This is a genomic window from Burkholderia sp. HI4860, assembly GCF_002223045.2.
Classification (GTDB): Bacteria; Pseudomonadota; Gammaproteobacteria; order Burkholderiales; family Burkholderiaceae; genus Burkholderia.
On sequence record NZ_NKFO02000001.1, the window covers coordinates 1,974,008 to 1,995,539 of the forward strand.

17 protein-coding genes and 2 pseudogenes are annotated in these 21,532 nt (G+C 61.9%); 12 read left to right on the forward strand and 7 right to left on the reverse strand.

Going from position 1 to position 21,532, the window contains the following annotated elements; genetic code table 11:
- Positions 1-58 precede the first annotated feature (58 nt).
- The 4 genes from CFB34_RS08805 to CFB34_RS08820 all read right to left on the reverse strand — a co-directional run bounded on the left by CFB34_RS08805 (position 59) and on the right by CFB34_RS08820 (position 4,363).
- Complete coding sequence (locus tag CFB34_RS08805) at positions 59-826, reverse strand: sulfite exporter TauE/SafE family protein (RefSeq protein ID WP_089442846.1); 768 nt, start codon at positions 824-826, stop codon at positions 59-61.
- Complete coding sequence (gene pta, locus CFB34_RS08810; protein ID WP_089442845.1) at positions 823-1,857, reverse strand: phosphate acetyltransferase; 1,035 nt, start codon at positions 1,855-1,857, stop codon at positions 823-825. Before pta ends, CFB34_RS08805 begins: the two co-directional genes overlap by 4 nt.
- Before the next feature lie 129 nt (positions 1,858-1,986).
- Complete coding sequence (gene xsc, locus CFB34_RS08815; RefSeq protein WP_089442844.1) at positions 1,987-3,804, reverse strand: sulfoacetaldehyde acetyltransferase; 1,818 nt, start codon at positions 3,802-3,804, stop codon at positions 1,987-1,989.
- Positions 3,805-3,964: 160 nt separating this feature from the next.
- Positions 3,965-4,363, reverse strand: coding sequence for a nuclear transport factor 2 family protein (locus tag CFB34_RS08820; RefSeq protein WP_069251257.1), 399 nt, complete (start codon positions 4,361-4,363; stop codon positions 3,965-3,967).
- Between the two features lie 457 nt (positions 4,364-4,820).
- Between CFB34_RS08820 and tssI the strand changes: the two genes are divergently transcribed.
- The 10 genes and pseudogenes from tssI (at position 4,821) to CFB34_RS08875 (ending at position 14,048) form a co-directional block, all read left to right on the forward strand.
- A complete protein-coding gene (tssI, locus tag CFB34_RS08825; protein ID WP_089442843.1) occupies positions 4,821-8,735 on the forward strand; it encodes a type VI secretion system tip protein TssI/VgrG in 3,915 nt (1,304 codons plus the stop codon).
- Positions 8,732-8,977 (forward strand): hypothetical protein, encoded by a 246-nt coding sequence (locus CFB34_RS08830; protein ID WP_089442842.1) that lies wholly within the window; start codon positions 8,732-8,734, stop codon positions 8,975-8,977. Before tssI ends, CFB34_RS08830 begins: the two co-directional genes overlap by 4 nt.
- Positions 8,978-9,211: 234 nt before the next feature.
- Positions 9,212-9,541: pseudogene (locus tag CFB34_RS08840) on the forward strand (RHS repeat-associated core domain-containing protein); the annotation flags it as partial.
- Between the two features lie 304 nt (positions 9,542-9,845).
- Positions 9,846-10,124 (forward strand): hypothetical protein, encoded by a 279-nt coding sequence (locus CFB34_RS08845; RefSeq protein ID WP_143329516.1) that lies wholly within the window; start codon positions 9,846-9,848, stop codon positions 10,122-10,124.
- A gap of 181 nt (positions 10,125-10,305) precedes the next feature.
- Positions 10,306-10,515, forward strand: a complete 210-nt coding sequence (locus CFB34_RS08850; RefSeq protein ID WP_089443359.1) for an RHS repeat-associated core domain-containing protein — start codon at positions 10,306-10,308, stop codon at positions 10,513-10,515.
- A 304-nt stretch (positions 10,516-10,819) separates the two neighbouring features.
- Positions 10,820-11,125 carry a hypothetical protein gene (locus CFB34_RS08855; protein ID WP_143329515.1) on the forward strand — a complete coding sequence of 102 codons (306 nt, stop codon included), beginning with the start codon at positions 10,820-10,822 and terminating at the stop codon, positions 11,123-11,125.
- Between the two features lie 307 nt (positions 11,126-11,432).
- Complete coding sequence (locus tag CFB34_RS08860) at positions 11,433-11,855, forward strand: RHS repeat-associated core domain-containing protein (RefSeq protein WP_089442840.1); 423 nt, start codon at positions 11,433-11,435, stop codon at positions 11,853-11,855.
- 8 nt (positions 11,856-11,863) lie between these two features.
- Positions 11,864-12,271: a hypothetical protein gene (locus CFB34_RS08865; RefSeq protein ID WP_143329514.1), complete on the forward strand. Its 408-nt coding sequence runs from the start codon at positions 11,864-11,866 to the stop codon at positions 12,269-12,271.
- A 362-nt stretch (positions 12,272-12,633) separates the two neighbouring features.
- Positions 12,634-12,969: a hypothetical protein gene (locus CFB34_RS08870; protein WP_143329513.1), complete on the forward strand. Its 336-nt coding sequence runs from the start codon at positions 12,634-12,636 to the stop codon at positions 12,967-12,969.
- Between the two features lie 86 nt (positions 12,970-13,055).
- Positions 13,056-14,048: an IS5-like element ISBmu2 family transposase gene (locus tag CFB34_RS08875; protein WP_006412423.1), complete on the forward strand. Its 993-nt coding sequence runs from the start codon at positions 13,056-13,058 to the stop codon at positions 14,046-14,048.
- 192 nt (positions 14,049-14,240) lie between these two features.
- On the opposite strand, the pseudogene CFB34_RS08880 reads toward CFB34_RS08875, so the two are convergent.
- The 3 genes and pseudogenes from CFB34_RS08880 to CFB34_RS08890 all read right to left on the reverse strand — a co-directional run.
- A pseudogene (locus tag CFB34_RS08880) lies at positions 14,241-14,396 on the reverse strand (PLP-dependent aminotransferase family protein); the annotation flags it as partial.
- A 100-nt stretch (positions 14,397-14,496) separates the two neighbouring features.
- Positions 14,497-17,382, reverse strand: coding sequence for a GH92 family glycosyl hydrolase (locus CFB34_RS08885; protein WP_089442837.1), 2,886 nt, complete (start codon positions 17,380-17,382; stop codon positions 14,497-14,499).
- 481 nt (positions 17,383-17,863) lie between these two features.
- Positions 17,864-19,390 carry a PLP-dependent aminotransferase family protein gene (locus CFB34_RS08890; protein ID WP_089442836.1) on the reverse strand — a complete coding sequence of 509 codons (1,527 nt, stop codon included), beginning with the start codon at positions 19,388-19,390 and terminating at the stop codon, positions 17,864-17,866.
- A gap of 271 nt (positions 19,391-19,661) precedes the next feature.
- Here CFB34_RS08890 and CFB34_RS08895 point away from each other — a divergent pair, with 271 nt between their 5' ends.
- Complete coding sequence (locus CFB34_RS08895) at positions 19,662-20,003, forward strand: GNAT family N-acetyltransferase (protein WP_089442835.1); 342 nt, start codon at positions 19,662-19,664, stop codon at positions 20,001-20,003.
- Between the two features lie 44 nt (positions 20,004-20,047).
- Entirely contained in the window at positions 20,048-21,502 is a 1,455-nt protein-coding gene (phnY, locus tag CFB34_RS08900; RefSeq protein WP_089443358.1) for a phosphonoacetaldehyde dehydrogenase, read from the forward strand.
- Positions 21,503-21,532: the final 30 nt, after the last annotated feature.

Sequence of the window (21,532 nt, forward strand, 5' to 3'; positions counted from 1 at the left end):
CGAGTCCGAATCGATTGCCGGGACCAAGGCGGTTCGACGCGGCGCACGCTGCGCGACGTCAAGCGCGACGCAGCAACGGCGGCAACGACGTCGCGATCAGCCCGAGGCCGATCGCCATCAGCACGCCGAACGCAAGCCGGCGCAGCGCGACTGGCGACAGCGGCGGCGGGTACTGGCGGGCGGCCACCGTCGTCAGCATCACGACCGGCGTCGCGATCGCGGCCAGCAGCCAGATGTCGCGATCGAGCTGGCCTTCGCATGCGCTGTACAGCACGCGCGTGGCCGAAGTCGTCGTGAACAGCACGATCAGCGCGCAGCGGATCTGCACGAGCGTCAGCGGCTGCCGGTAGAACTGGAAGATCAGCGGCGGCCCCGACACGCCGAACATCCCGCTCAGCAAGCCACCGAACAGGCCGCTGACGAAGAAGCTGCGGTTGTCGGAGCGCTCGGTGAGCGGCGTGGGGCGCAGCGCCGCGCTCAGGCCGCCGTACAGCACGACCGCGCCGAGGATCAGTTGCAGCAGGTCGGCCGCCGAGCGGCTCAGGCATTCGAGCAGCAGCACGCCCGCGACGACGGACGGCAGGATGCCGAGCGTCGCCGCGCCGACCGCGCGCCAGTCGATGTGATGCAGCCGTCCGGGCAACGCGGTCGCGCCGTTCGCGAGGGACACGACGCTCATCAGCGTGGCGACGGTCGCAAGCGGCGCGAGCCCGAAGCCGCTCGTCGCGCCCATCACGATCATCCCGAGCCCGAAGCCGGTGACGGTCTGGAAATAGCTGCCGGCGCCGATCACCGCGATCAGGATCGCCAGTTTGTCGGCGGTCATGCGTGTGCGGCCTCGCCGGTTGCGGCGCGCTGCGCGGCCGCTTGCGCCTGCACGGTGGTTGCCGCGATCACGTGATACACGTCGTCGGCGCTGCAGCCGCGCGACAGGTCGTTCGCGGGCCGACGCAAGCCTTGCAGCAGCGGGCCGACGGCCTTCGCGCGGCCGATCCGCTCGGCGAGCTTGTAGCCGATGTTGCCGGCTTCGAGGCTCGGGAACACCAGCACGTTCGCGTGGCCGCCCACCTGCGAATGCGCGATCTTGCGCTCGGCGATTTCCGCGACGATCGCCGCGTCGAGCTGCACGTCGCCGTCGATCGCGAGGGTGGGGCGGAGTTCGCGCACGTGTGCGGTCGCGGCCGTCACCTTGTCGACCGCCGCGTGATGCGCGCTGCCGCTCGTCGAGAACGACAGCATCGCGACGCGCGGTTCCTCGCCGAGCAACGCGTGCGCGCTGTCGGCGGCGGCCATCGCGATCTCGGCGAGCTGATTGGCGTCCGGATCGACGACCAGCGCGCAGTCGGAGAAGATCAGCCCGCCCTTGATCGTGTGGAATGGTTCGCACAGCATCATCAGGAAGAAGCTCGACACGATCCGGAACGCCGGATCGACGCCGATCAGCTGGATTGCCGCGCGCACGACGTCGGCCGTCGCATGCACGGCGCCCGCGACCGAACCGTCCGCGTCGCCGAGCCGCACCATCAGGTTCGCGTGGCAGAGCGGGTCGAGCATCGCGTCGCGCGCGGCAGCGGCCGTCATGCCCTTGTTCTTGCGCAGCGCATGCAGCGTGTCGGCATAGGCATCGCGTTGCGTGGCGGTGGCCGGATCGACGAGCGTCATGCCGTCGAGATCGATCGCGTCGCGCGCGGCCGCCGCGTGGATCGCCGCACGGTTGCCGACAAGCACGATGCGGGCGATACCGTCGCGGGTCGCGCGCGCGGCGGCCTGCAGCACGCGCGGATCGTCGGCTTCGCACAGCACGATGCGCATCGGCTGGCGGCGCGCGGCGTCGAGAATGCGGTCGAGGGCTTTCATCGTTCGCTCGGGTAAGAAAAGAAAAAACGGCCGGGTGCGGCGGCCCGCACGGGGCACGGCGTCCGGCCGGAGGGCCGGCCGCGCGAGAGGGGCGCGCGGCCGGCAACGGGTTGCGTCGGCGACGCGGTGTTACACGTAGTCCTTGTACTTGTCGAGCATGCGAACCGGCTTCGACAGCGCGTCGCGACGGAACGGATCGCCGAGTTCGCGCGTGCACATGATCTCGATGATCGTGGTCTTGCCTTGGTTCATCTGCATGTCGATCGCGCGCTTGAGCGCCGGGCCGACATCCTCGAGGCGGTCGACGGTGATCCCTTCGGCGCCCATCGCCCGCGCGATCGCCGCGAAGCTCTGGTTGTCGAGTTCGCCCGCGACGAAGCGGCGGTTGTAGAAGTCGACCTGGTTCTTCTTTTCCGCACCCCATTGACGGTTGTGGAACACGACGGCCGTCACCGGGATGTTGTGACGCACGCAGGTCATCGTTTCCATCAGGCTCATGCCCCACGCGCCGTCACCCGCATATGACACGGCCGGACGGTGCGGCGCGGCGACCTTCGCGCCGATGATCGTCGGGAACGCATAGCCGCAGTTGCCCCAGCTCATCGCCGCGAAGAAGCTGCGCGGCTTGTTGAAGCGCAGGTAGCTGTTCGCGACCGAGTTGATGTTGCCGATGTCGGTCGACACCATCACGTCCTCGGGCATCGCTTTCTCGAGCTCGCGCAGCACCTGGCGCGGATGCAGGTACTGGCCGCCGCTGAACGGCTTCTCGTGCTTCTGTTCCTCGATCATGTCGAGGCTGTACGCGTCGCGCTCGTGCGTCCAGTCGTCGAGTTCCTTTTCCCACGCGGCCTTCTCGGTCGCGATCTGGTCGGCGCGCTCGCCGCGCGAGCCGTCGCACGCGAGCGTGCGGCCTTCGAGACGTTGCGTGAGTGCGATCGCCGCGGCCTTCGCGTCGCCGCAGATGCCGACCGAGATCTTCTTCACGAGGCCGAGCATCTTGTGATCGGCGTCGATCTGGATGATCTTCGCGTCCTTCGGCCAGTAGTCCATCCCGTGCTGCGGCAGCGTGCCGAACGGCCCGAGGCGCGAGCCGAGCGCGATCACGACGTCCGCGCGCGACAGCAGCTTCATCGCCGCCTTCGAGCCCTGGTAGCCGAGCGGGCCGCACCACAGCGGATGGTTCGCCGGGAACGAGTCGTTGTGCAGGTAGCTGTTGACGACCGGTGCGCCGAGCCGTTCGGCGAGCGCCTTGCATTCCTCGATCGCATCGGCCATCACGACGCCGCCGCCCGAGATGATCACCGGGAACTTTGCCTGCGCGATCAGCGCGGCCGCGTCGTCCAGGCTCTGTTCGCCGCCGGCGCCGCGATCGAGCCGGCGCGGTTGCGGAATCTCGACCTTGACCTTGCCGTAGAAGTAGTCGCGCGGGATGTTCAGCTGCGTCGGGCCCATCTCGGCCTGCGCGCGGTCGAAGCAGCGCGCGGTGAATTCGGCCATCCGCGCCGGGTGCGTGACGTGGCCCTGGTATTTCGTGAACTCCTGGAACATCGGCAACTGGTTCGCTTCCTGGAAACCGCCGAGGCCGATCCCCATCGTGCCGGCTTCCGGCGTGACGATCACGACCGGGCTGTGCGCCCAGTACGCGGCCGCGATCGCCGTCACGCAATTGCTGATGCCGGGGCCGTTCTGGCCGATCACGACGCCGTGGCGGCCCGATACGCGCGCATAGCCGTCGGCCATGTGGCCCGCGCCCTGTTCGTGCACGACCGGGATCAGGCGGATGCCGGCCGGCGCGAAAATGTCCATCGCATCCATGAACGCGGAGCCCATGATGCCGAACATGTCGGTCACGCCGTTGGCCGCGAGGGTCTCGACGAAGGCTTCGGACGGCGTCATGTCCTGCGGACCGTTCGCCGATGCACGCAGGGAAGTGGATTGTTCGCTCATGGGTTGTCTCCGATTGTTCAATTAACGGAACGTCTTGTTCCAGATGCTATTTGCTGGGGAAGGCCGGTCAAGTCATTCCGCCCGCTGCCGGGGAATGTGGAATGAAATGAATCGATTCGTTTCAAAATGCGCGTGGGACACGGTGGCCCGGCCGCTGCGCTCAGGCCGGCTGCTTCGGCCGTTCCTTGCGGAAGGCGCGCTTGACGGCGATCAGCCCGTCGCGGAATTCGAACAGGTCGCAGCCTTCGGCCTCGATGCGCCAGCCTTCGGCGTGCGTGCCCGTGAACACCCATTCCGAGACGCCGCGCTCGCCGGCGATGTAATGGCGGCCGTGACCCCAGTGCGCGTCGGGGAAGGTCTTGAACACGGCTTCGAAAGCGGCGCGTACCGCGTCACGGCCGACGAAGCGCGTGCCGTGGATGTCGGGGCCGCCGGCCGCGTCGAACACGCAGTCCTCGGTCATGAAGCCCATCAATGCATTGGCGTCGTGCCGGTTGAAGGCGTCGGAAAATGCCGCGAGCGTGGCGGCCGTGACGGGGGCGGTGAGCGTATCTGCCATAACGTGTCTCCTGTCGAATGGTGAGCGGTGCGCAAGGCGCTGGCGCGCATGCGGCACGCGGTATCGACACGTTAGTGAGCGCTCGTTGTTGGCGGTAGCGCCAGTGGGGGGGATTCGCTTGGGCCAGAGCCCAATGCTTATCTGCAGGGTGGCGGAGGATGGCCTGCTTCACATTTTTCTAATTGTTGGATCACAAGTGCAGCATGGTGTCTTGCCCCGTAGATCTTCCGGGTGTTTTTTGGGATGGATTTTGCGGATAGCATCTATCGAATCGCAGACGGCTGCATTGTCGGACGTCTTGCACGGAATCGGAGCGTGTGGACGATGCGCAAGGCACGAGCCTCGTACGTTCCAGTGGCTGCATTGCTTCGATCCGGATAGACCCATCAGCGCAAACTCACGGATCACTCGAGTGTGAAACGAATAGGAGTCCTGCGCTGAAAGAGACGAGGAAGTCATGTATTCACCCGCGCAGTCCCGTGTTGTGTCGATATCCGGCGTTGCGCTCCCCGAATTTGCCGGGCAGCCGATTCTTCTGCCGATCAAACTCCTTGGCGATGAAACACTTGGCAAGCTTTCCACGTTCACGCTCGAGCTCAGGACGTTGAGCGTGCCGGCGCTACCCGTCTACAAGGCGCGTGATCGTATCGAGCCCGACAAGCTGGTGGGTACCGAGCTGACCATTTCGATCGAGTTCGACGGCAAGGGGACGTTCGTTCCTGGCGTGGCCGGCGAAGCGGGGCAGGGCAATCTGGGCGCCGGCAAGCGCGAGGTGACGGGGCTGATCGCCGAACTGGTGTCGACCGGCGAGGATGATCGGTACGCCTATTACGAAATGAAGGTGCGGCCCTGGTTGTGGCTCGCGACGCTCAATCGCGAGAATCGCATCTTTCAGAACCAGAATGTCGTCCAGATCACGGAAGCCGTGCTGGATTCGAGCCTTTATCCATTCAAGTACGAATGGCGGCTCGGCGCCATCGGCTTGGGCGGCGGCTATCCGGCACGCGACTATGTGCGGCAGGTGTGGGAATCGGATTTCGACTTCCTGGCCCGGTTGTGGAGCGAATGGGGCATCTACTACTTCATGGATGGCTCGACGCTGGTGCTGTGCGACTCCCCGGGCGCTCATCACCCGCACGGGAACATGTACGACTCGATCTTCTATCGGGCACCTGCTGGCGCACGTATCGACGAAGAGCATATCCACGAATTGAAAGTCTCGCGGCTGCTGACACCGGGAGCAGCCAGCGTGGTCGATTACGATCCGACACAGTCTCGGGCAAAGCTGTCGAACTCGGTGAGCCGGTACAGCGAGATTGCGTTCGACAATGCCGAGCATTATGCGTGGGGCGACTATTCGCAGCCGCTGGCCGGCACGATGGGTTTGTCCGGAACGCCGAATGATACGGCTCGGGAAGCCCGGTACCTGGCCGGCGTCCGTGTCGATGCGGAGCGCTGCAAAGGCAGGCGCGCGAACGGGCGGGGCAATCTGCGCGGGCTGGCCGTGGGCCATACGTTTCGTGTCGAGGGGCATCCGCAGAAGGCGACCAACACTGAGTTTCTGGTGATTGCCGCGCGGGTCGAGATTCGCAACAACGATCAGGCGACGGGCGGCGAACCCTACCACTGCGTCACCGATTTCGTGGTCCAGCCGGCGAATGCCGTCTTCCGGAGTCCTCTGCAGAGAAAGCCGCCATGCGGGCCGGAAACCGCCGTGGTGGTCGGTCCGGAAAATCAGCCCATGTGGATCGACGGCTACGCGCGCGTGAAAATCCAGTTCGTCTGGGATCCGCTCGGCAACAAGACGGAATACGTCAACAACGCGCTCGGCCAGCCGGTGGAAATCGTCGATGCGAAGGGCGGAAAGAAGCAGCTTGCCTACAGCCCGACCGGCCAGTTGACGTCATATAGCGATTGCTCGGGCAAGACGAGCCGATGGCAGTACAACGGACGCGGGCAACTGGAGCGATTCACCGATGCAGCGGGGAGCGTGACGCAGTATCGCTATGCCGAAGGGCAACTGGCCGAAGTGGTTCGTCCCGATGGCGTCGTCGAGCAATTCGAGCGGGATGCGGAAGGGCGGCTGCTGGCTCACGTAGACGGGCTGCTGCGACGAACCGAATGGCGCTATACGCGCGCGGGCCTGATCGCCGCGCGCACGGGTGCCAATGGCGAGTCGCTGGGTTATCGATGGGACAAGCTGGGTCGCCTGGAAGCGTTGACGAACGAGAACGGTCGCGAGACGTCGTTTGCGTACGATCCGGTGGGCCGGTTGCTGGCCGAAACGGGTTTCGATGGCAAGACGACCCGCTACCGGTACGATCCGGCCTCGGGTGTGCTTCAAGACGTGCTGAGCGGGGAGAAGGGACATCGGGTCACGGTGGTTGGCTTCGATGCGGTTGGCCGGCTGACGTCGCGCCAGACAGGGCAATGGGACGCGGACGCCCGTCAGTGGAAATACGGCGAGCAAGAGCGATTCGCGTACAACGGCAACGGCCAGATGGTCCTTGCGGAGAATGACGCGAGCCGCCTGCAGTGGTTCCACGACGAAGCCGGCAATGTCACGCGTGAACACCAGCACTTCCGCTTTCTGAAGAAAGCGAGTGTCGCGGTGTGGCGCCACGAATACGACGTGCTGAACGAGCGCGTGGCGACGATCCGCCCAGACGGCCACCGGGTGGCGGTTCTGACCTACGGCAGCGGCCATGTGCACGGCGTGCTGCTCGATGACACGGAACTGGTGCAGATCGAACGGGACGCGTTGCATCGCGAGATCGAGCGGGTGCAGGGCAATGGCCTGACCCAGACGCAAGAATACGATGCGGCGGGAAGGCTTCTACGCCAGAAGCTGAAGGTGACCCGGAGCGAAACGCCGGGCGGAAAGCGGCTCATGCAGCGCAGCTACACCTACGACCGCGCGGGTCAGTTGGAACGGATCGAGGACACGCAGAACGGCATGCGGACCTATCGCTACGATCCGGTGGGTCGACTCGTGGCGGCCACCGGCATGCTGGGTGAGGAGACCTTCGCATTCGATCCGGCGAGCAACCTGCTGGACGACGCGCAGACGCGGCACTTCGAGGCTGATCCTGCACGCGGCATACCGGGGTATTCGAGTCGAATCCTGGGGCGCCCGGCGCTGCTGGACAACCTGCTACGCGAGTATGCGGGCACGCACTATAGGTGGGACGAATACGGCAACCTGATCGAACGTCGGAAAAATGGCGATCAGGCATGGTTCGAGTGGGACGGCTTCGATCGGCTCGTTCGGTTCGATACCGTCAAGGTGAGCGTGCGTTACTGGTACGACGCGCTAGGCCGGCGGATGGCGAAGGAATCGAATGCGCGGGTTCGGGTCAGTTCGCTCGACGGTAGCGACTACCATGCAATCGAGACGGCACGGCTCAATGCGGAGTACGGGTATGGTCTGACGCTATATGGATGGGACGGCGATACGCTGGCGTGGGAGAGCGGCAAGGGCGAGCATGGTGGCAATGGCCGCACGACGCACTATGTGTACGAGCCGAACAGCTTCGTGCCGATGGTGCAGGCGACGCATGCGGGATGGATTCCGCTGCACGAACGCCCGGACTATGATGAACATTACGACATCGACCGGGACCCGCTGTGGAGTCGCACGAACCGGCCGGTGCCGTTTGCGCGGATCGGTTACTACCAGTGTGACCAGATCGGCACGCCGCAGGAAGTGACGGACGAGCAGGGTGAGATCGCTTGGAGCGCGCGTTACCGAGCGTGGGGTGAAGCGAAGGAGGTGATCAGCGAGGCGGCGCGCAAGGCGGGTGTTCGGAACCCGATCCGCTTCCAGGGGCAGTACTTCGATCATGAGACGGGGCTGCATTACAACCGGTATCGGTACTACGATCCGAGTAGCGGACGGTTCATCAGCAAGGATCCGATCGGGTTGGCGGGCGGCATCAACGTCTATCAATACGTGCCGAGCCCCGTGCTGTGGATTGACCCGTTGGGACTGGTGGGCAAGATACTCTATCGTGGAATGACCGTTGATAGTGATGGTGGCCCGGTGGTTTATTCTGGACCGACAGAAAATGGCATGAACGCAGCAAATTCACTCGGTGTTCGACCAGGCGAAGCAGGAATGTCGACAGACTTAGTGCCCGAGAACATTCAGCCTCATCGTCGTCCCGCTGATTTTGGGGGAACCCAAAAGAATTCAGGAATGTACAGCATTGATAGTGACGATCTCGCACAACATGGATTGGTACATGATGAAGATGGGAAGGGTGTGAGTACTCATGCGAGTATAAAAACGGCGGAAGGTGTTTGTGCATGTGAGTTACCCACTCGTCTTGCGAAGACTAAGTCGCTTTGGAAAAGAGTTATTCGAAAATGAAGCCAGCAATCAAAGACAAAATTGAGGTGGCACTTTCTCAGTCTTCCCCAGAGGAGTCGCTAAGGCAGCTCGTGATTGATTTGAATGATGCTGGTGTTGGAAAATTGGACATATTGAAAGAATTTAATGAGGTCGATCAGATTCTAAGGAGTGTCGATCGAGATGAGGATGCCGACATTCTGGAGGATGTAATCGATATGATGACCGGCTATTACGTCGGAAAAAATTTAGATCTTAAGTGATTTGAAGAACGAAAAGCTGCTTGCGCGGACTTTCTTTCATACGGAGGTAATGGTCAACGGTCCGTGTTCGACGTTGACCATTACGCGCTGCCCTGCTTCGAATCCCGCGTGCTCGATCCATCGTCCTTGAAGCTTCATCCGTGGATACACGGACGGCCGGACTATGATGAACATTACGACATCGACCGGGACCCGCTGTGGAGTCGCACGAACCGGCCGGTGGCGTTTGGGCGGATCGGCTATTACCAGTGTGACCAGATCGGCACGCCGCAGGAGGTGACGGACGAGCAGGGTGAGATTGCGTGGAGCGCGCGTTATCGAGCGTGGGGTGAAGCGAAGGAGGTGATCAGCGAGGCGGCTCGCAAGGCGGGTGTTCGGAACCCGATCCGCTTCCAGGGGCAGTACTTCGATCATGAGACGGGTCTGCATTACAACCGGTATCGGTATTACGATCCGGGTAGCGGACGGTTCATATCAAAAGATCCGATCGGGCTGCAAGGTGGGCTGAACGCGTGGCAGTACGCGCCGAACCCAGTCCAGTGGATCGATCCATACGGTTTGGCGAAATATTATCGAGGAGCCAAGGCTGGGAGTAAGCCATCGTTTGAACCGAGGCCAGGAGAGTACAAGGTGCGAGATGGCAATGTCCAGCCTACCCATGGAGTATCTGTTTTCGATAACCCGGATAGTTGCTCCTGTCGAGGATTCGTACCTCATGAGGTTGACTCTGAATCTGTTTCGGAGGATTTGAAAATAATTCAGCGGGGTAAGGATCCCGCACACTTTGAAATAATGCCGGCAAATCCCATGGCAGAAGGTGACTACAAAAGTGCTCTGGGGAATATCAAGGTAAAGTGAGAGGTAAATAATGCGTAAAATGGAAATTAAGTACCCTGGTTGGTATGACGATCTTGCAGAATTTGAGCATGAAGAAAAAGGATTTTTGGAAGGTGTTCTCGTAACCTCTGAGGAGGGTGATGTCACGCTGAATTTTTACGATACAGCTAGATTCGCACAAGATGCAACTGATGGCGTTCGCGATAGCGGATTTTTTTATATGCATAACGTCGTGGTTGTTGAGAGCGTTTCCCGGAGGAATATTGAGGCGGCGGCACAAAGAATCGTTGATGGCGGACTAGCGGTATGAGTACGATCTGGTTCGACGTTTGCGCCTTACGACCTTGCGGTAATTCCTCAACGCCCTACCGCTGCAAGAGTGCCGCCGATCGGGACGTGTCGTGACGAGACTATGACGAGAGTTGCATTCCGTGCCACAGTCATCGTTCGTTGCGATTTGGGCGATGCGGGAGCGTGACGTATAGACGGGGCTGCACTATAACCGGCATCGGTATTACGATCCGGGGAGTGGGCGGTTCATATCAAAGGATCCGATCGGGCTACAAGGTGGGCCGAATGCGTGGCAGTACGCGCCGAAGCCGACAAGCTGGATCGATCCGCTTGGGCTGACTGGTAGCCTCTTCCTGGGGCCACGAAGGTCAATCGGATTGGGGGTAATTCGATTGATAACCTCCGCTTGAAAGAGCCGGAAAAGAAGCTCAATCCCCCTGGTATATCCGTCCTACATGGTTGTTGTCCCTGCGCTGCAGCTCAACAGATGAGGGATGCCTTTCCGAAGGCTACGGGTTTGCAGAAGGCAACAGAAACTGTTGCATCAGGTATGGCAGATGCCATCCGAGGAGTTGGGTTCGATGTTATTGAGGACCCGACTAATAAATTTCCAAATCATGCTCGAATCATTCATCCTGGCGGCGCAGACGGCTTCAGCGATGAGAACCTCAAGGGGTTGCCCGAAGCACTTGGGAAAACCACAGGGTGCCCACGATGATGAAGTTCTATTTGAACGATGGCAGTGGAGATTTTGCAGGAGAGGTCACAGTGACTTCTGCCGATGGGATAGTCATGCTCGGAAACTTTGCCCCTGATCCGCATTTCTGCTCGTATGAACAACTCTTCACGGAATTTGAGCAAGCCGCAAACAATCAACTCTTTGTAGAGATAGATCGGTTGGAGCGCGAAATCGCTGAACTTGGCTTTTATTTGGTTGGCCCACTTCCGCAAGAGAATCGGCTTGAAATTGACGATTTGCAAATTATGGGAAGCGATATGAGCTTACGAGTGAGGCGTTAAGCCCTGACCTGCCCTGGAATGATGAATGTGAATGGCGACCGGCAACCTTGGATGAGATCAAGGTGTCGAAGGTGGATAAGTATCTGATAGGGGTAAAGAAGGACATGAAGCTTCGTACGCCGATTGAGCCGCTATGAGTACGACTCAGAGCAGTTTTTGCTCCTTTCAACCCACAGCGGGCGCCGTCGCGCCTTGCCGCTAAAGGCGCGCCACGAACTACGCAGAGACGCGATGCGGTTACGATACTGTGCGCCGCGATTGTCATCCTTCGTGATATGGGATTCGGGTTCGTAGCATATAGACGGGGCTGCGCTACAAGCCGCATCGGTACTACGATCCGGGTAGTGGGCGGTTCGTTAGCAAGGATCCGATTGGTCTGCGAGGCGGTACCAACGCATATATATACGTGCCGGACCCAACGACCTGGATCGATCCGCTTGGTTTAATGGGCTACCGAGTCGCGACGCGAACTGCTGAGCGAGTCAAATTAGGGCGAGATCTTACCGACAAGCAAGCAATTTCTCGTGTGCGGAGAGGCGGAGACGTGTATGCAGACAATCGTGGTGAAGCTATAAGCCTGGGTAAGCGGTGTGCATGTGGCATATTGATGAAGCATGATGCTCACCCGGACAGGGCTACTGGCAGTACGGAAGGAAGATTGCCGCACGTTCATCCAAATAATCATGAAGGTGTGAGCGGGGATGCGCATATCTTCTATCCGAAAAAATAGGAATCGTGATGTCTTATTTTTTGGTTTATTTTGAAAAAAATAATTCAAATTCAACGGACTACAGCGGATTCTTATCCGTTGGGAAATTTTCCATTCCTTCGGAGATTTTTGGTGGGTGGGTAAATGTATTGTATGAGGGCAAGGAAAGGGTGGCGGCGCTCGTAACGGATTGGAGTCGTCAGACTGCAAATGATATGTTCAAAAGAGAGGGGGAGGGTGCTAGGCGTCAATTGATTGATTTTATAGGTGAAAGATTGAAAAACAAAAGCATAGTGGCGTGCTTGGCCGGCTATATTGAAAATAACTCAGATGACGTGGTGGCGATGGAGAAGGAGAGGCTATTGAGGGTTGGGCAGATTGAAGAGTTGCTTGCAAGGCGTGTCGACGTAGGGAGATGTATTGAGATAATTGATTAATTGGGATGAACAAGGAATTCGGTGGTCTGCTTTATGAAAAGGCTGGACGGTACTTCTCGACTATTCTGTTCCAATTCCTGGTAGAGCTGAACCTTCACCCCCTGCTTTGGCATTACTGCAAGTGCCGAAGGGGGCGACTATTGTAGGCAATTGTCGTACTCATGGAGATTATTCCGTGACGGGGTCTAACGGAGAAGTTGTTGGAATATCAAATCCAAGTGGGGATGACTTCAACGGCGATGGTTTATCAAGAAGAGGTAAAGAAGTCAGTGCTCTTACAACGCTCAAGAAGGAGTGCCGTCGTTCGTGCCTAGGTACGTCAAGTGGTAAGGTCAAGTTTTATACAGTCATGGGAGGCACTTGTGAGCTACAGCAAAGATGATGTTCTTGAATTGGCCGCTAGATATCCAAGCGATGTCTCTTGCAGTGGCGAATGTTTCGAAGTGTTTGGCTTGGCTTTGGCTGAATTCCGAAAGTTTTCAAAAGGTGAGTGGTCTCTAAAGAATTACAACGTCTCGATTGATTTTGGGAGGGACGAAAGATTGGTCGCAATTTCATTTATCCCTCGTCCGGCTTATGAGGTAAACGGAGTGCCGTTTGAGGTTGCGGACAAAGGGATGTATAAGAATGGACGTGGGGTGACATATATTTACACCGTTGATGGCGGGGAGCTTCTAAAGGCAGTCTACATGCGTTAGGGAAACGCTGATTTATTCGGCTCGGCGGTCATCGCAGACGTAGCCGAGGACGTTTAGAAGACAGCTCACGGAACGGACCCACGACGATGAAGAGGCAGATCGGCTTCGCGGAAGCGGAAATTGCAGGCAAGAAGCGAGTGACGAGGCGCCAACGCTTCCTGGAAGAGATGGAGAAGGTCGTTCCGTGGCAGCGCTTGCTGTCGGCCATCGAACCGCACTATCCGAAGGGCACGCGAGGTCGCCCGCCGATTGGCCTTGAGCGGATGCTGCGAATCTACTTCGTGCAACAGTGGTACGGACTGTCGGACGAAGGACTGGAAGACGCGCTGTATGACAGCATCACGCTGCGAGCCTTCGCCGGCATCGATCTGGCGATCGAGAACGTGCCTGATGCAACCACGCTGTTGAAGTTCCGGCGCCTGCTGATCGAACACGAACTGACACGGAAGTTGTTCGACGAGATTGGCATCTCGCTGTGCGAGCGTGGGCTGATGATGAAGGAAGGCACGCTGGTTGACGCGACGATCATTGAAGCGCCGCCGTCGACCAAGAATGCCGGGAAGAGCCGTGACCCGGAAATGCATCAAACGAAGAAGGGCAACGAATGGCACTTTGGCATGAAAGCCCACATTGGCGTCGACGCCGACTCGGGCCTGATTCACAGTGTGGTTGGCACGGCGGCCAACGTGTCGGATGTATCGCAAGCTCATGCCCTGCTGCACGGGCATGAAGAGCAGGTGTTCGCCGACGCGGGCTACATTGGCGTCGACAAGCGCGAGGAAATGGCGGGCAAGGCCGTGAAGTGGCACGTCGCTGCCAGGCGGGGAAAGATCAAGGCGATGCAAGAAGGAGCGCTGAAGGACCTGGTGATCGCGCTCGAGCGAACCAAGGCGCAGATCCGTTCGCGGGTTGAGCATCCGTTTCATATCGTCAAGAATCTGTTTCAGCATCGCAAGACCCGATACAAGGGCTTGGCCAAGAACACCGCGCAACTGTTCAGCCTGTTCGCTCTGGCGAATCTGGTGATTGCGCGAAATCTGTTGCGATCGGTCCATGGGAGCAGTCCGTCATGCGTATGAAAAATGCGAGCAGGGGAGGCTCGCTTACGCGCCAAATTCACTGAATTGAGCGCCGATTCGCTTCGTCATCCAGAAAATTTGAAGCCATCTCGCCTGCAACTTCGGAAGTTGGTCCATTGATCAGCGTTTCCTTAGTAGAAAGTGGTCGCGGCCTTTTATGCATTCGGCTGTGATGTTCAGTGGTTCCGGTTCAACCGGATGTCGCCCCATCAGCCGCCGCAGCGCACGCAGTTCGCAGATCGGATCGAGCGGCCAGACCACGTAGCCGAGCCACAGACCCGGCGCGAACGGCTTCGACAGGCTGCCGACGTAGATCACGCGGCTGCCTGTATCGAGGCTCTTCAGTGCCGAAGAAGGTGCAGTCGTCTCGGAGACCGCACGGCAGCAGCGCCGGCCGGCGAGGGGATACATCGGAAGGCCCGATGCATCCCCGACGGTCAGGCGGGCATCAGGAAGCCGCCATCCCGATCCCGAACACATGCATCTTGCCGGCGCTCACCTGCCGTGGCAGCACGATGCTCGTCACCACCTTGCCGGGCGGCACCGGAATCTTCTGCGCGAAGATATAGGTCTTGACGTTGTCCTGCTGGCCGCTGCCCGAATTGCGGTACGCCATCGTGACGGCGATCGCCGCGCTGGCGTGCGCGCTGCCGCCATTCAGCGTCCAGTCGTCGAAAGCCAGCGTAACGGCCTGACTCGATCCATCCGCAAAATTCAGCTGCGCCGTGCCGCTGCTCGGGCCATTGTTGGCCGAGCCGAGCACCACCACGCCAGTGCCGGCCGATCCCGGCGGCAGCATCACGGTCTGGCCGACGGTCACGGTGTTGTCGAGCGAGAGCGGCCCGCCCGCCACCGCCACGCTCGCGCCGGCCACCGCGAACGGCTTGCCGGGCTGCACGCCCGCCGCTGCCAGCGCATTCAGCGAGTAGCTGAACAGGCTGCCGTCGAAGTCCGCGCCCTGGCCGTCGGCATTGGTCGCGCCGTCCGCGCTGAAGCCGCGATTGTTGTAGCTGTCGACCGCGTTGACCGCCACCGGCACGCCGAACGACGGCGGCTGCTTCCGGCTGCCCCATTGCGACGGCGCGCTGCCCATCGCGAAGTGCAGCGTCGCGCCGTTCGCGATGTCGTCGTAGGCGACCCACGGCACATCGTGCGCGCGACCGTTGATCGACAGCGACTGCACATAGCTGGACGCGGGCGCGCCTTCGGCACGAATCCGCCACGTGCGGCCGTTGCCGAGTCGCACATCGATCTGCGGGAACTGCGGGCTGCCGATCGCCAGGCCCGCCACGCCGGGGATCTGCGGATACAGGCCCAGCGCACCCCACACATACCAGCCCGACACGGCGCCGAGGTCGTCGTTGCCCGGCAAGCCGTCGGGGCCGGTGCCGAACGCGCTCGCGAGGATCTGCTGCACCACGCGCTGCGTGCCCGACGGCTGCCCGGCCCAGTTGTAGAGCCAGGGCACCTCGAAGGTCGGCTCGTTGCCCATGTAGAAGTTGGGCAGGCTCAGGCCGGCATTGAGCACCGTGAAGAACTGGTCGAGCCGCGACGTCACCGCCGCATTGCCGCCCAGTTGCGCGAACAGGCCGGCACCGTTGTACGGCACCATCCACGTGTACTGCTCGGCATTGCCTTCCACGTAGTTGTCGCCGCTGCTCGGCGTCTCGGGAATCCACGCGCCGTTCGACTGGCGCGCCGCGATCAGCGGCGGCGTCAGCGCGGTATTGAGCAGGTTCTGCCAGTAAGCCGAGCGGCTCAGCAGCATGCGCTGCGTGGCGGTATCGCCGAGCGCGCCGGCGAAGCGCGAGATCGCGAAATCGCTGCTCGTGTATTCGAGCGTGGACGAAGCCTGTCCCCACTCGCCGTTGGTGATGTAGCCGGTCTGCAGGTAGCTCGCGCGACCGCCGTTGGTGGTCACGTTGTTGCAGGCCGTGCCGGGGATGTTCGCCATCTTCACCATGTGATGCAGCGCGGACCGCGTATCGAAGCGCCGCGCGCCGAACGCATACGCGTTCGAGACGATCAGCGAACCGGCGTCACCCGGCATCACGCCGTCCTCGACGTTGTCGTTGACCCAGTGCGGAATCGCGCCGCACTGGTCCGCGTCGTTGATCAGCGACTGGATCATGTCGCTGGTCTCGGACGGGTTGAGGATCGACTTCAGCTGGATCAGCGAGCGGTAGATGTCCCAGCCCGAGAACGACGAATACTGGGCCTGCTGGCCCCTGGCGACCTGGTGCACGGTGTTGTCGAAGCCGATGTACTGGCCGTTCACGTCACTGAAGATGCTCGGTGCCCACAGCGCGTGATAGAGCGCCGTGTAGAACTTCTTCTTCGCGTCGAGCGTGCCGCCCGCCACGCGGATGCTGTTGAGGCGGTCGTTCCAGATGCGGTCGGCCTGCGCACGGACACCCGCGAAGTCCCAGCCGCGATTTTCCGCGTCGAGGTTGGCTTTCGCGTTGGCGACGCTGACGTAGGAGAGTCCGATCTTCATCCTGACCGTCTGGCCCGAGCGGAAGCCCAGTTGAGCCACGCCGTGCGAAATCGACGCCGACGTGAAGGCCTGGTCGAAGGCGGCGTAGAAGTAGACGGGCACCGGCACCGAGTTGCCGCAGAAACCGCCGCCGATCGTGCTGCCGGAAATGGCGCTGTCGGAAACCTGCGTGATGGCGCCGGTGGTCGAGGTCTTGGTGTTGGTGCGGGTCGCATCGAGCACCAGCAGCGCGGGTTTGCCGGCCGGGTACGCGAATTGGCCGAAGCCGGTGCGCAGCGTAGCGGTCAGCTCCACCTTGATCTGCGAGTCGAGCAGCACGGAATAGTAGCCGGGCCTGGCCGTTTCATTCGCATGACTGAAGGTTGGCGCGAGCTGCGTCGGGTCGGTGGTCGGCATGACCGGAAATTCGCCGTTGTTGCCGCTGCAGCCGGCACCCGGCATGTGCGTCAGGCTGAAACCCTGGATCGAGTGGATGTCGTAGTAGTAGCCGGCGGGCGAGTTCGGCTCCTGGCTGTTGCTCGGCGCCGGCGTGGTGTTGGTGTCGGGCGCCCACTGCACCATGCCCGACGGCAGGCCGGCGGCCGGTTCGACGCTGCCGGCCTGTCCCGCCGGCACCGGGTTCGGCGAATTGCTCGCGAGCGTGCCGATCAGCGGATCGACATACTGCGTCAACGACAGGTTGCGGTTGTCATCGAGATTGGTCGTATCGGCCGCGGCATCCGACGGGCGTGCCGCCAATGCCGACGCCGCGGTTCCGTCGCTGCCGTCACCGCCTCCGCACCCGCTCAATGCGCACGCCGCGGCCAGGATTGCCGCGAGCGTCGTGAATCGAATCATGATCGCCCCTCCGGTTGTCCACGCACTTTTTTCTTTGGCAATCCAGTCGATCGAACCGTTGCTGCGTCGTCGCTTGTTGCCGTCTTTCAGCGTCGTAACACTAGGATTTGGACGAATCCGTTGTCAATCGGATTTGGAGAGTTGTAATGTTTTTATTGGATTTACTAAACGAATCGAAACGCAATGAATTCAGGCGACGTCGTGTTGAAGTCGCACTGTATCGGCGTGTGGGAGCGAGTGGCGTAGGCGGAGTTCGATGAGGCAGCGGAACATCACCTGCCGGTCGACGCGATGCGTCTTGTGTTCACGTCTGCGGTTCATCGATACCCGACGAGGCGGTCAGCACGCATGTGGCCGTGAGTCACGCTGCAGGATGACTCGCGGCCGATCGTTGAAACGGTTTTTCCAGCTGCAGCGCGCAAAACATGCGTGCTTCGAGGTGACTCCGCCGCACCGGCGCACGTCGCCTTTTCGCCGCCGGTCAGGCCCCCGGACTTTGCGAACGCACGCATTGCGCGAGCGCCCGCACGCCCGGTTCGATCCGCTCGAGCGGGATCGCGGAAAACCCCATCCGGAAGCAGCGCCGCGCGTCGCCTTCATCGTTCATGAAGAACACGCTGCCCGGCTCGATCAGGATGCGGGCTTCCTGTGCATCGGCGGCGAGGCGCGTCGCATCGAGCCACGGCGGCCCCTCGACCCAGCACGACGCGCCGCCCGTCACCGGCACGTAGCGCGCTTCCGGCAAGTGCGCATCGAGCGCGGCCATCAGCGCCTGCGAGCGCTCGCTGTACGCATGCGCGAGCCGGCGCAGCAGCGCGTCGTGATGGCCGAGCGCGAGAAAGGTCGCGAATGCGCGCTGGATATACGCAACCGGGTGGCGCACCATCAGCCGCCGCAGCGCGCGCAGTTCGCGGATCAGCTCGCGCGGCCCGACCACGTAGCCGAGCCGCAGCCCAGGCGCGAATGTCTTCGACAGGCTGCCGACGTAGATCACGCGGTCGGCCGTATCGAGGCTCTTCAGCGCCGGATGCGGCGTGCCGGAGAACGTGTTCTCGCTCTCGTAGTCGTCCTCGATGATCACGAAGTCATGCTGCTGCGCGCAATCGAGCAGTGCGCGGCGGCGTTCGACCGGCATCGTCGCGGTAGTCGGGCACTGGTGGCTCGGCGTCACGTACACGTAGTCGCAGCGCGAGAGCGTCGCGCCGAGCGCGTCGGGTGCGATCCCGTGGCCGTCGACGGGCAGCGGCAAGAGCCGTGCGTTGCGGTTCTCGAAAATGTTGCGCGCATCCGGATAGCCGGGGTTCTCGAAGCCGACGGTCGTGTGCTTGCCGCACAGCAGGTCCGCGATCAGGTACAGCGCCTGCTGGCAGCCGTTCGTGACGACGATCTCGTCCGGCATCGCGAACACGCCGCGCCGCGGCAGCACGCGCGTACGGATCTGCTGGATCAGCGATTCGTCGTCGCGTTCGATCAGGTCGGGCGCCCAGTTGCGGATCTCCATCACCGACAGCGCCTTCAGGCAGCATTCGCGCCAGTCGTTGGTCGGAAACAGCGACTGGTCGAATTGCCCGTAAATGAACGGATATTCGTAATGCTGCCAGTTCGCTGGCTTCACGATGTTGCGCTGCCTCGACGGCGGATGCGCGATGCGCTTGTCCCATGCGGGGCGGCCTGGTGTTTCTTCGCTGCCGCCCGGCTGCTCAGTGGGCTTTGCGGCCGAGAAGCCGGGCACGCCCTCGAGCATCTTCGGGTTCACGAAGTGCCCGCTGCGTTCGCGCGAGATCAGGTAGCCCTCTTCGACGAGCATCTGGTACGCGAGCACGACGGTGTTGCGCGCGACGCCGAGCTGGTCGGCGAGCTCGCGGCTCGACGGCAGCGCGGCATCGGGCGCGAGCTGGCCGTCGAGGATCGCGGCCACGAGCATCCGCCGGATCTGGTCCTGCAGGCTCGACGCCGACGACCGCCGGAACTGCTGGGCCCATAAGGCGGTCGGGGTACGACTCGGCATGCTTCCTCCTGTGATCGGTACGGGAAACGCGAGGCGGTGCGCGTGGCGTGCGTGCGGCCCGCGAGGGGCGCGATGTCGCGAGAATACGCGCGCCGCGCCGCGGATGTGGACTCAATGAAAGGTGCCGTCTGGCACTACTGCGCGCCGACGAGGCAAGACGATACTCAAACCGTCGCCGCTGGACGATCCGGATTAGTCCCCGGTTCGCGGGCGCAGGAAGGCGTGCGCGCATCGCGTTCGCCTGCAACGGGATGCCAGGGAGAGGCGCGCCATGCACGTCGTCGTGTTCAGGGATCGCTGCGAGCGCGTGATCCGCATCGTGTTCGACGATGCACGTGCGACGGCGATCGCGTATCGCGACGACGAGGCGATCGGCGAACTCGGTATCGACGACGACAGTGGCGGTGCCATGCGATCGCCGTCGCTCACGCGGCTGTACGTCGAACCCGCGTATCGGCGCAGCGGCATCGCGCACACGCTGCTGGCCTGCGCGTCGCGCGAATTCGGGCGGCCGATCCGCATCGATGCTCGCGCGCGTGAATGGCCCGATACGCCGGCCTGGGCGACGCTGTGCCGCTGCCTCGAATACGAAGGGCTGGTCGTGGTGCGCTAACCGAAAGCGTGACCACGATCACGCTGCATCAAGACGGAGACGACATGAGCACGGTCCTGAAGCCGATTCCCGCATCCGACGTGCGGAACGAAGCGCTGCGCATCGACGGGCAGCGCGTGTGGCGCGACGCGGTCATCGAAGTGCGCAACCCGTACGACGGCGCGCTGGTCGGCACCGTGCCGAAGGCGACGCTGGACGACGTGCGGCGTGCCTTCGCGGTTGCACGCGCTTATCGGCCGACGCTCACGCGCCACGATCGCGCGGCGATCCTGCGCCGTGCGGCCGACATCGTGCGTGCGCGCACCGCCGAGATTGCAGCGCTGATCACGGCCGAGTCTGGTCTGTGCATCAAGGATTCGACGTACGAAGCCGGCCGCGTGGCCGACGTGCTGACGTTCGGTGCCGGTGAAGTGCTGAAGGACGACGGGCAGATCTTCTCGTGCGACCTGACCCCGCACGGCAAGAAGCGCCGCGTGTACACGCAGCGCGATCCGCTGCTCGGCGTGATCTCGGCGATCACGCCGTTCAATCACCCGATGAACCAGGTCGCGCACAAGATCGTGCCATCGGTGGCCACCAACAACCGGATCGTCGTGAAGCCGTCGGAGAAGGTGCCACTGTCGTGCTACCTGTTCGCGGACATCCTGTACGAAGCCGGCCTGCCGCCGCAGATGCTGCAGGTCATCACCGGCGACCCGAAGGAGATTGCCGACGAGCTGATCACGAACCCGGCGATCGATCTCATCACGTTCACGGGCGGCGTATCGATCGGCAAGTCGATTGCGTCGCGCATGGGCTATCGCCGTGCGGTGCTCGAACTCGGCGGCAACGATCCGATCATCGTGATGGAAGACGCCGATCTCGACGAAGCGAGCACGCTCGCGGTGTCGGGTTCGTACAAGAACTCAGGGCAGCGCTGCACGGCAATCAAGCGGATGCTCGTGCATGAGGCGGTGGCCGATCGCTTTACGGAGCTGGTGGTCGAGAAAACGCGTGCGTGGTCGTACGGCAATCCGTCCGATCCATCGGTCGACATGGGCACGGTGATCGACGAGGCCGCCGCGAAATTCTGCGAGCAGCAGGTGAACGACGCGATCGCGCGCGGCGCGCGGCTGCTGGTCGGCAACGTCCGTAGCGGCGCGCTGTATTCGCCGACGGTGATCGATCGCGTGACGCCCGACATGCCGCTCGTGAAATACGAAACCTTCGGCCCCGTGTCGCCGATCATGCGCTTTCGCGACATCGACGAAGCGATCCGGATGTCGAACAGCACCGACTATGCGTTGTCGTCGTCGGTCTGCACGAACCGCTTCGATCACATCACGCGCTTCATCACCGAGCTGGAAGTCGGCAGCGTGAACGTGCGCGAGGTGCCGGGCTACCGGCTCGAACTGACGCCGTTCGGCGGCGTGAAGGATTCGGGGCTCGGTTACAAGGAAGGCGTGCAGGAAGCGATGAAGAGCTTCACGAACGTGAAGACATACTCGCTGCCGTGGTGAGCGCGGCGGGGAAGGGCGCATCGCGCCCGC

Excerpts from the sequence above, each read along its gene's own strand:
- CFB34_RS08805 (WP_089442846.1), bottom strand. The coding sequence starts at position 826 with ATGACCGCCGACAAACTGGCGATCCTGATCGCGGTGATCGGCGCCGGC.
- pta (WP_089442845.1), bottom strand. The coding sequence starts at position 1,857 with ATGAAAGCCCTCGACCGCATTCTCGACGCCGCGCGCCGCCAGCCGATG.
- xsc (WP_089442844.1), bottom strand. The coding sequence starts at position 3,804 with ATGAGCGAACAATCCACTTCCCTGCGTGCATCGGCGAACGGTCCGCAG.
- CFB34_RS08820 (WP_069251257.1), bottom strand. The coding sequence starts at position 4,363 with ATGGCAGATACGCTCACCGCCCCCGTCACGGCCGCCACGCTCGCGGCA.
- tssI (WP_089442843.1), top strand. The coding sequence starts at position 4,821 with ATGTATTCACCCGCGCAGTCCCGTGTTGTGTCGATATCCGGCGTTGCG.
- CFB34_RS08830 (WP_089442842.1), top strand. The coding sequence starts at position 8,732 with ATGAAGCCAGCAATCAAAGACAAAATTGAGGTGGCACTTTCTCAGTCT.
- CFB34_RS08845 (WP_143329516.1), top strand. The coding sequence starts at position 9,846 with ATGCGTAAAATGGAAATTAAGTACCCTGGTTGGTATGACGATCTTGCA.
- CFB34_RS08855 (WP_143329515.1), top strand. The coding sequence starts at position 10,820 with ATGATGAAGTTCTATTTGAACGATGGCAGTGGAGATTTTGCAGGAGAG.
- CFB34_RS08865 (WP_143329514.1), top strand. The coding sequence starts at position 11,864 with ATGTCTTATTTTTTGGTTTATTTTGAAAAAAATAATTCAAATTCAACG.
- CFB34_RS08875 (WP_006412423.1), top strand. The coding sequence starts at position 13,056 with ATGAAGAGGCAGATCGGCTTCGCGGAAGCGGAAATTGCAGGCAAGAAG.
- CFB34_RS08885 (WP_089442837.1), bottom strand. The coding sequence starts at position 17,382 with ATGATTCGATTCACGACGCTCGCGGCAATCCTGGCCGCGGCGTGCGCA.
- CFB34_RS08890 (WP_089442836.1), bottom strand. The coding sequence starts at position 19,390 with ATGCCGAGTCGTACCCCGACCGCCTTATGGGCCCAGCAGTTCCGGCGG.
- CFB34_RS08895 (WP_089442835.1), top strand. The coding sequence starts at position 19,662 with ATGCACGTCGTCGTGTTCAGGGATCGCTGCGAGCGCGTGATCCGCATC.
- phnY (WP_089443358.1), top strand. The coding sequence starts at position 20,048 with ATGAGCACGGTCCTGAAGCCGATTCCCGCATCCGACGTGCGGAACGAA.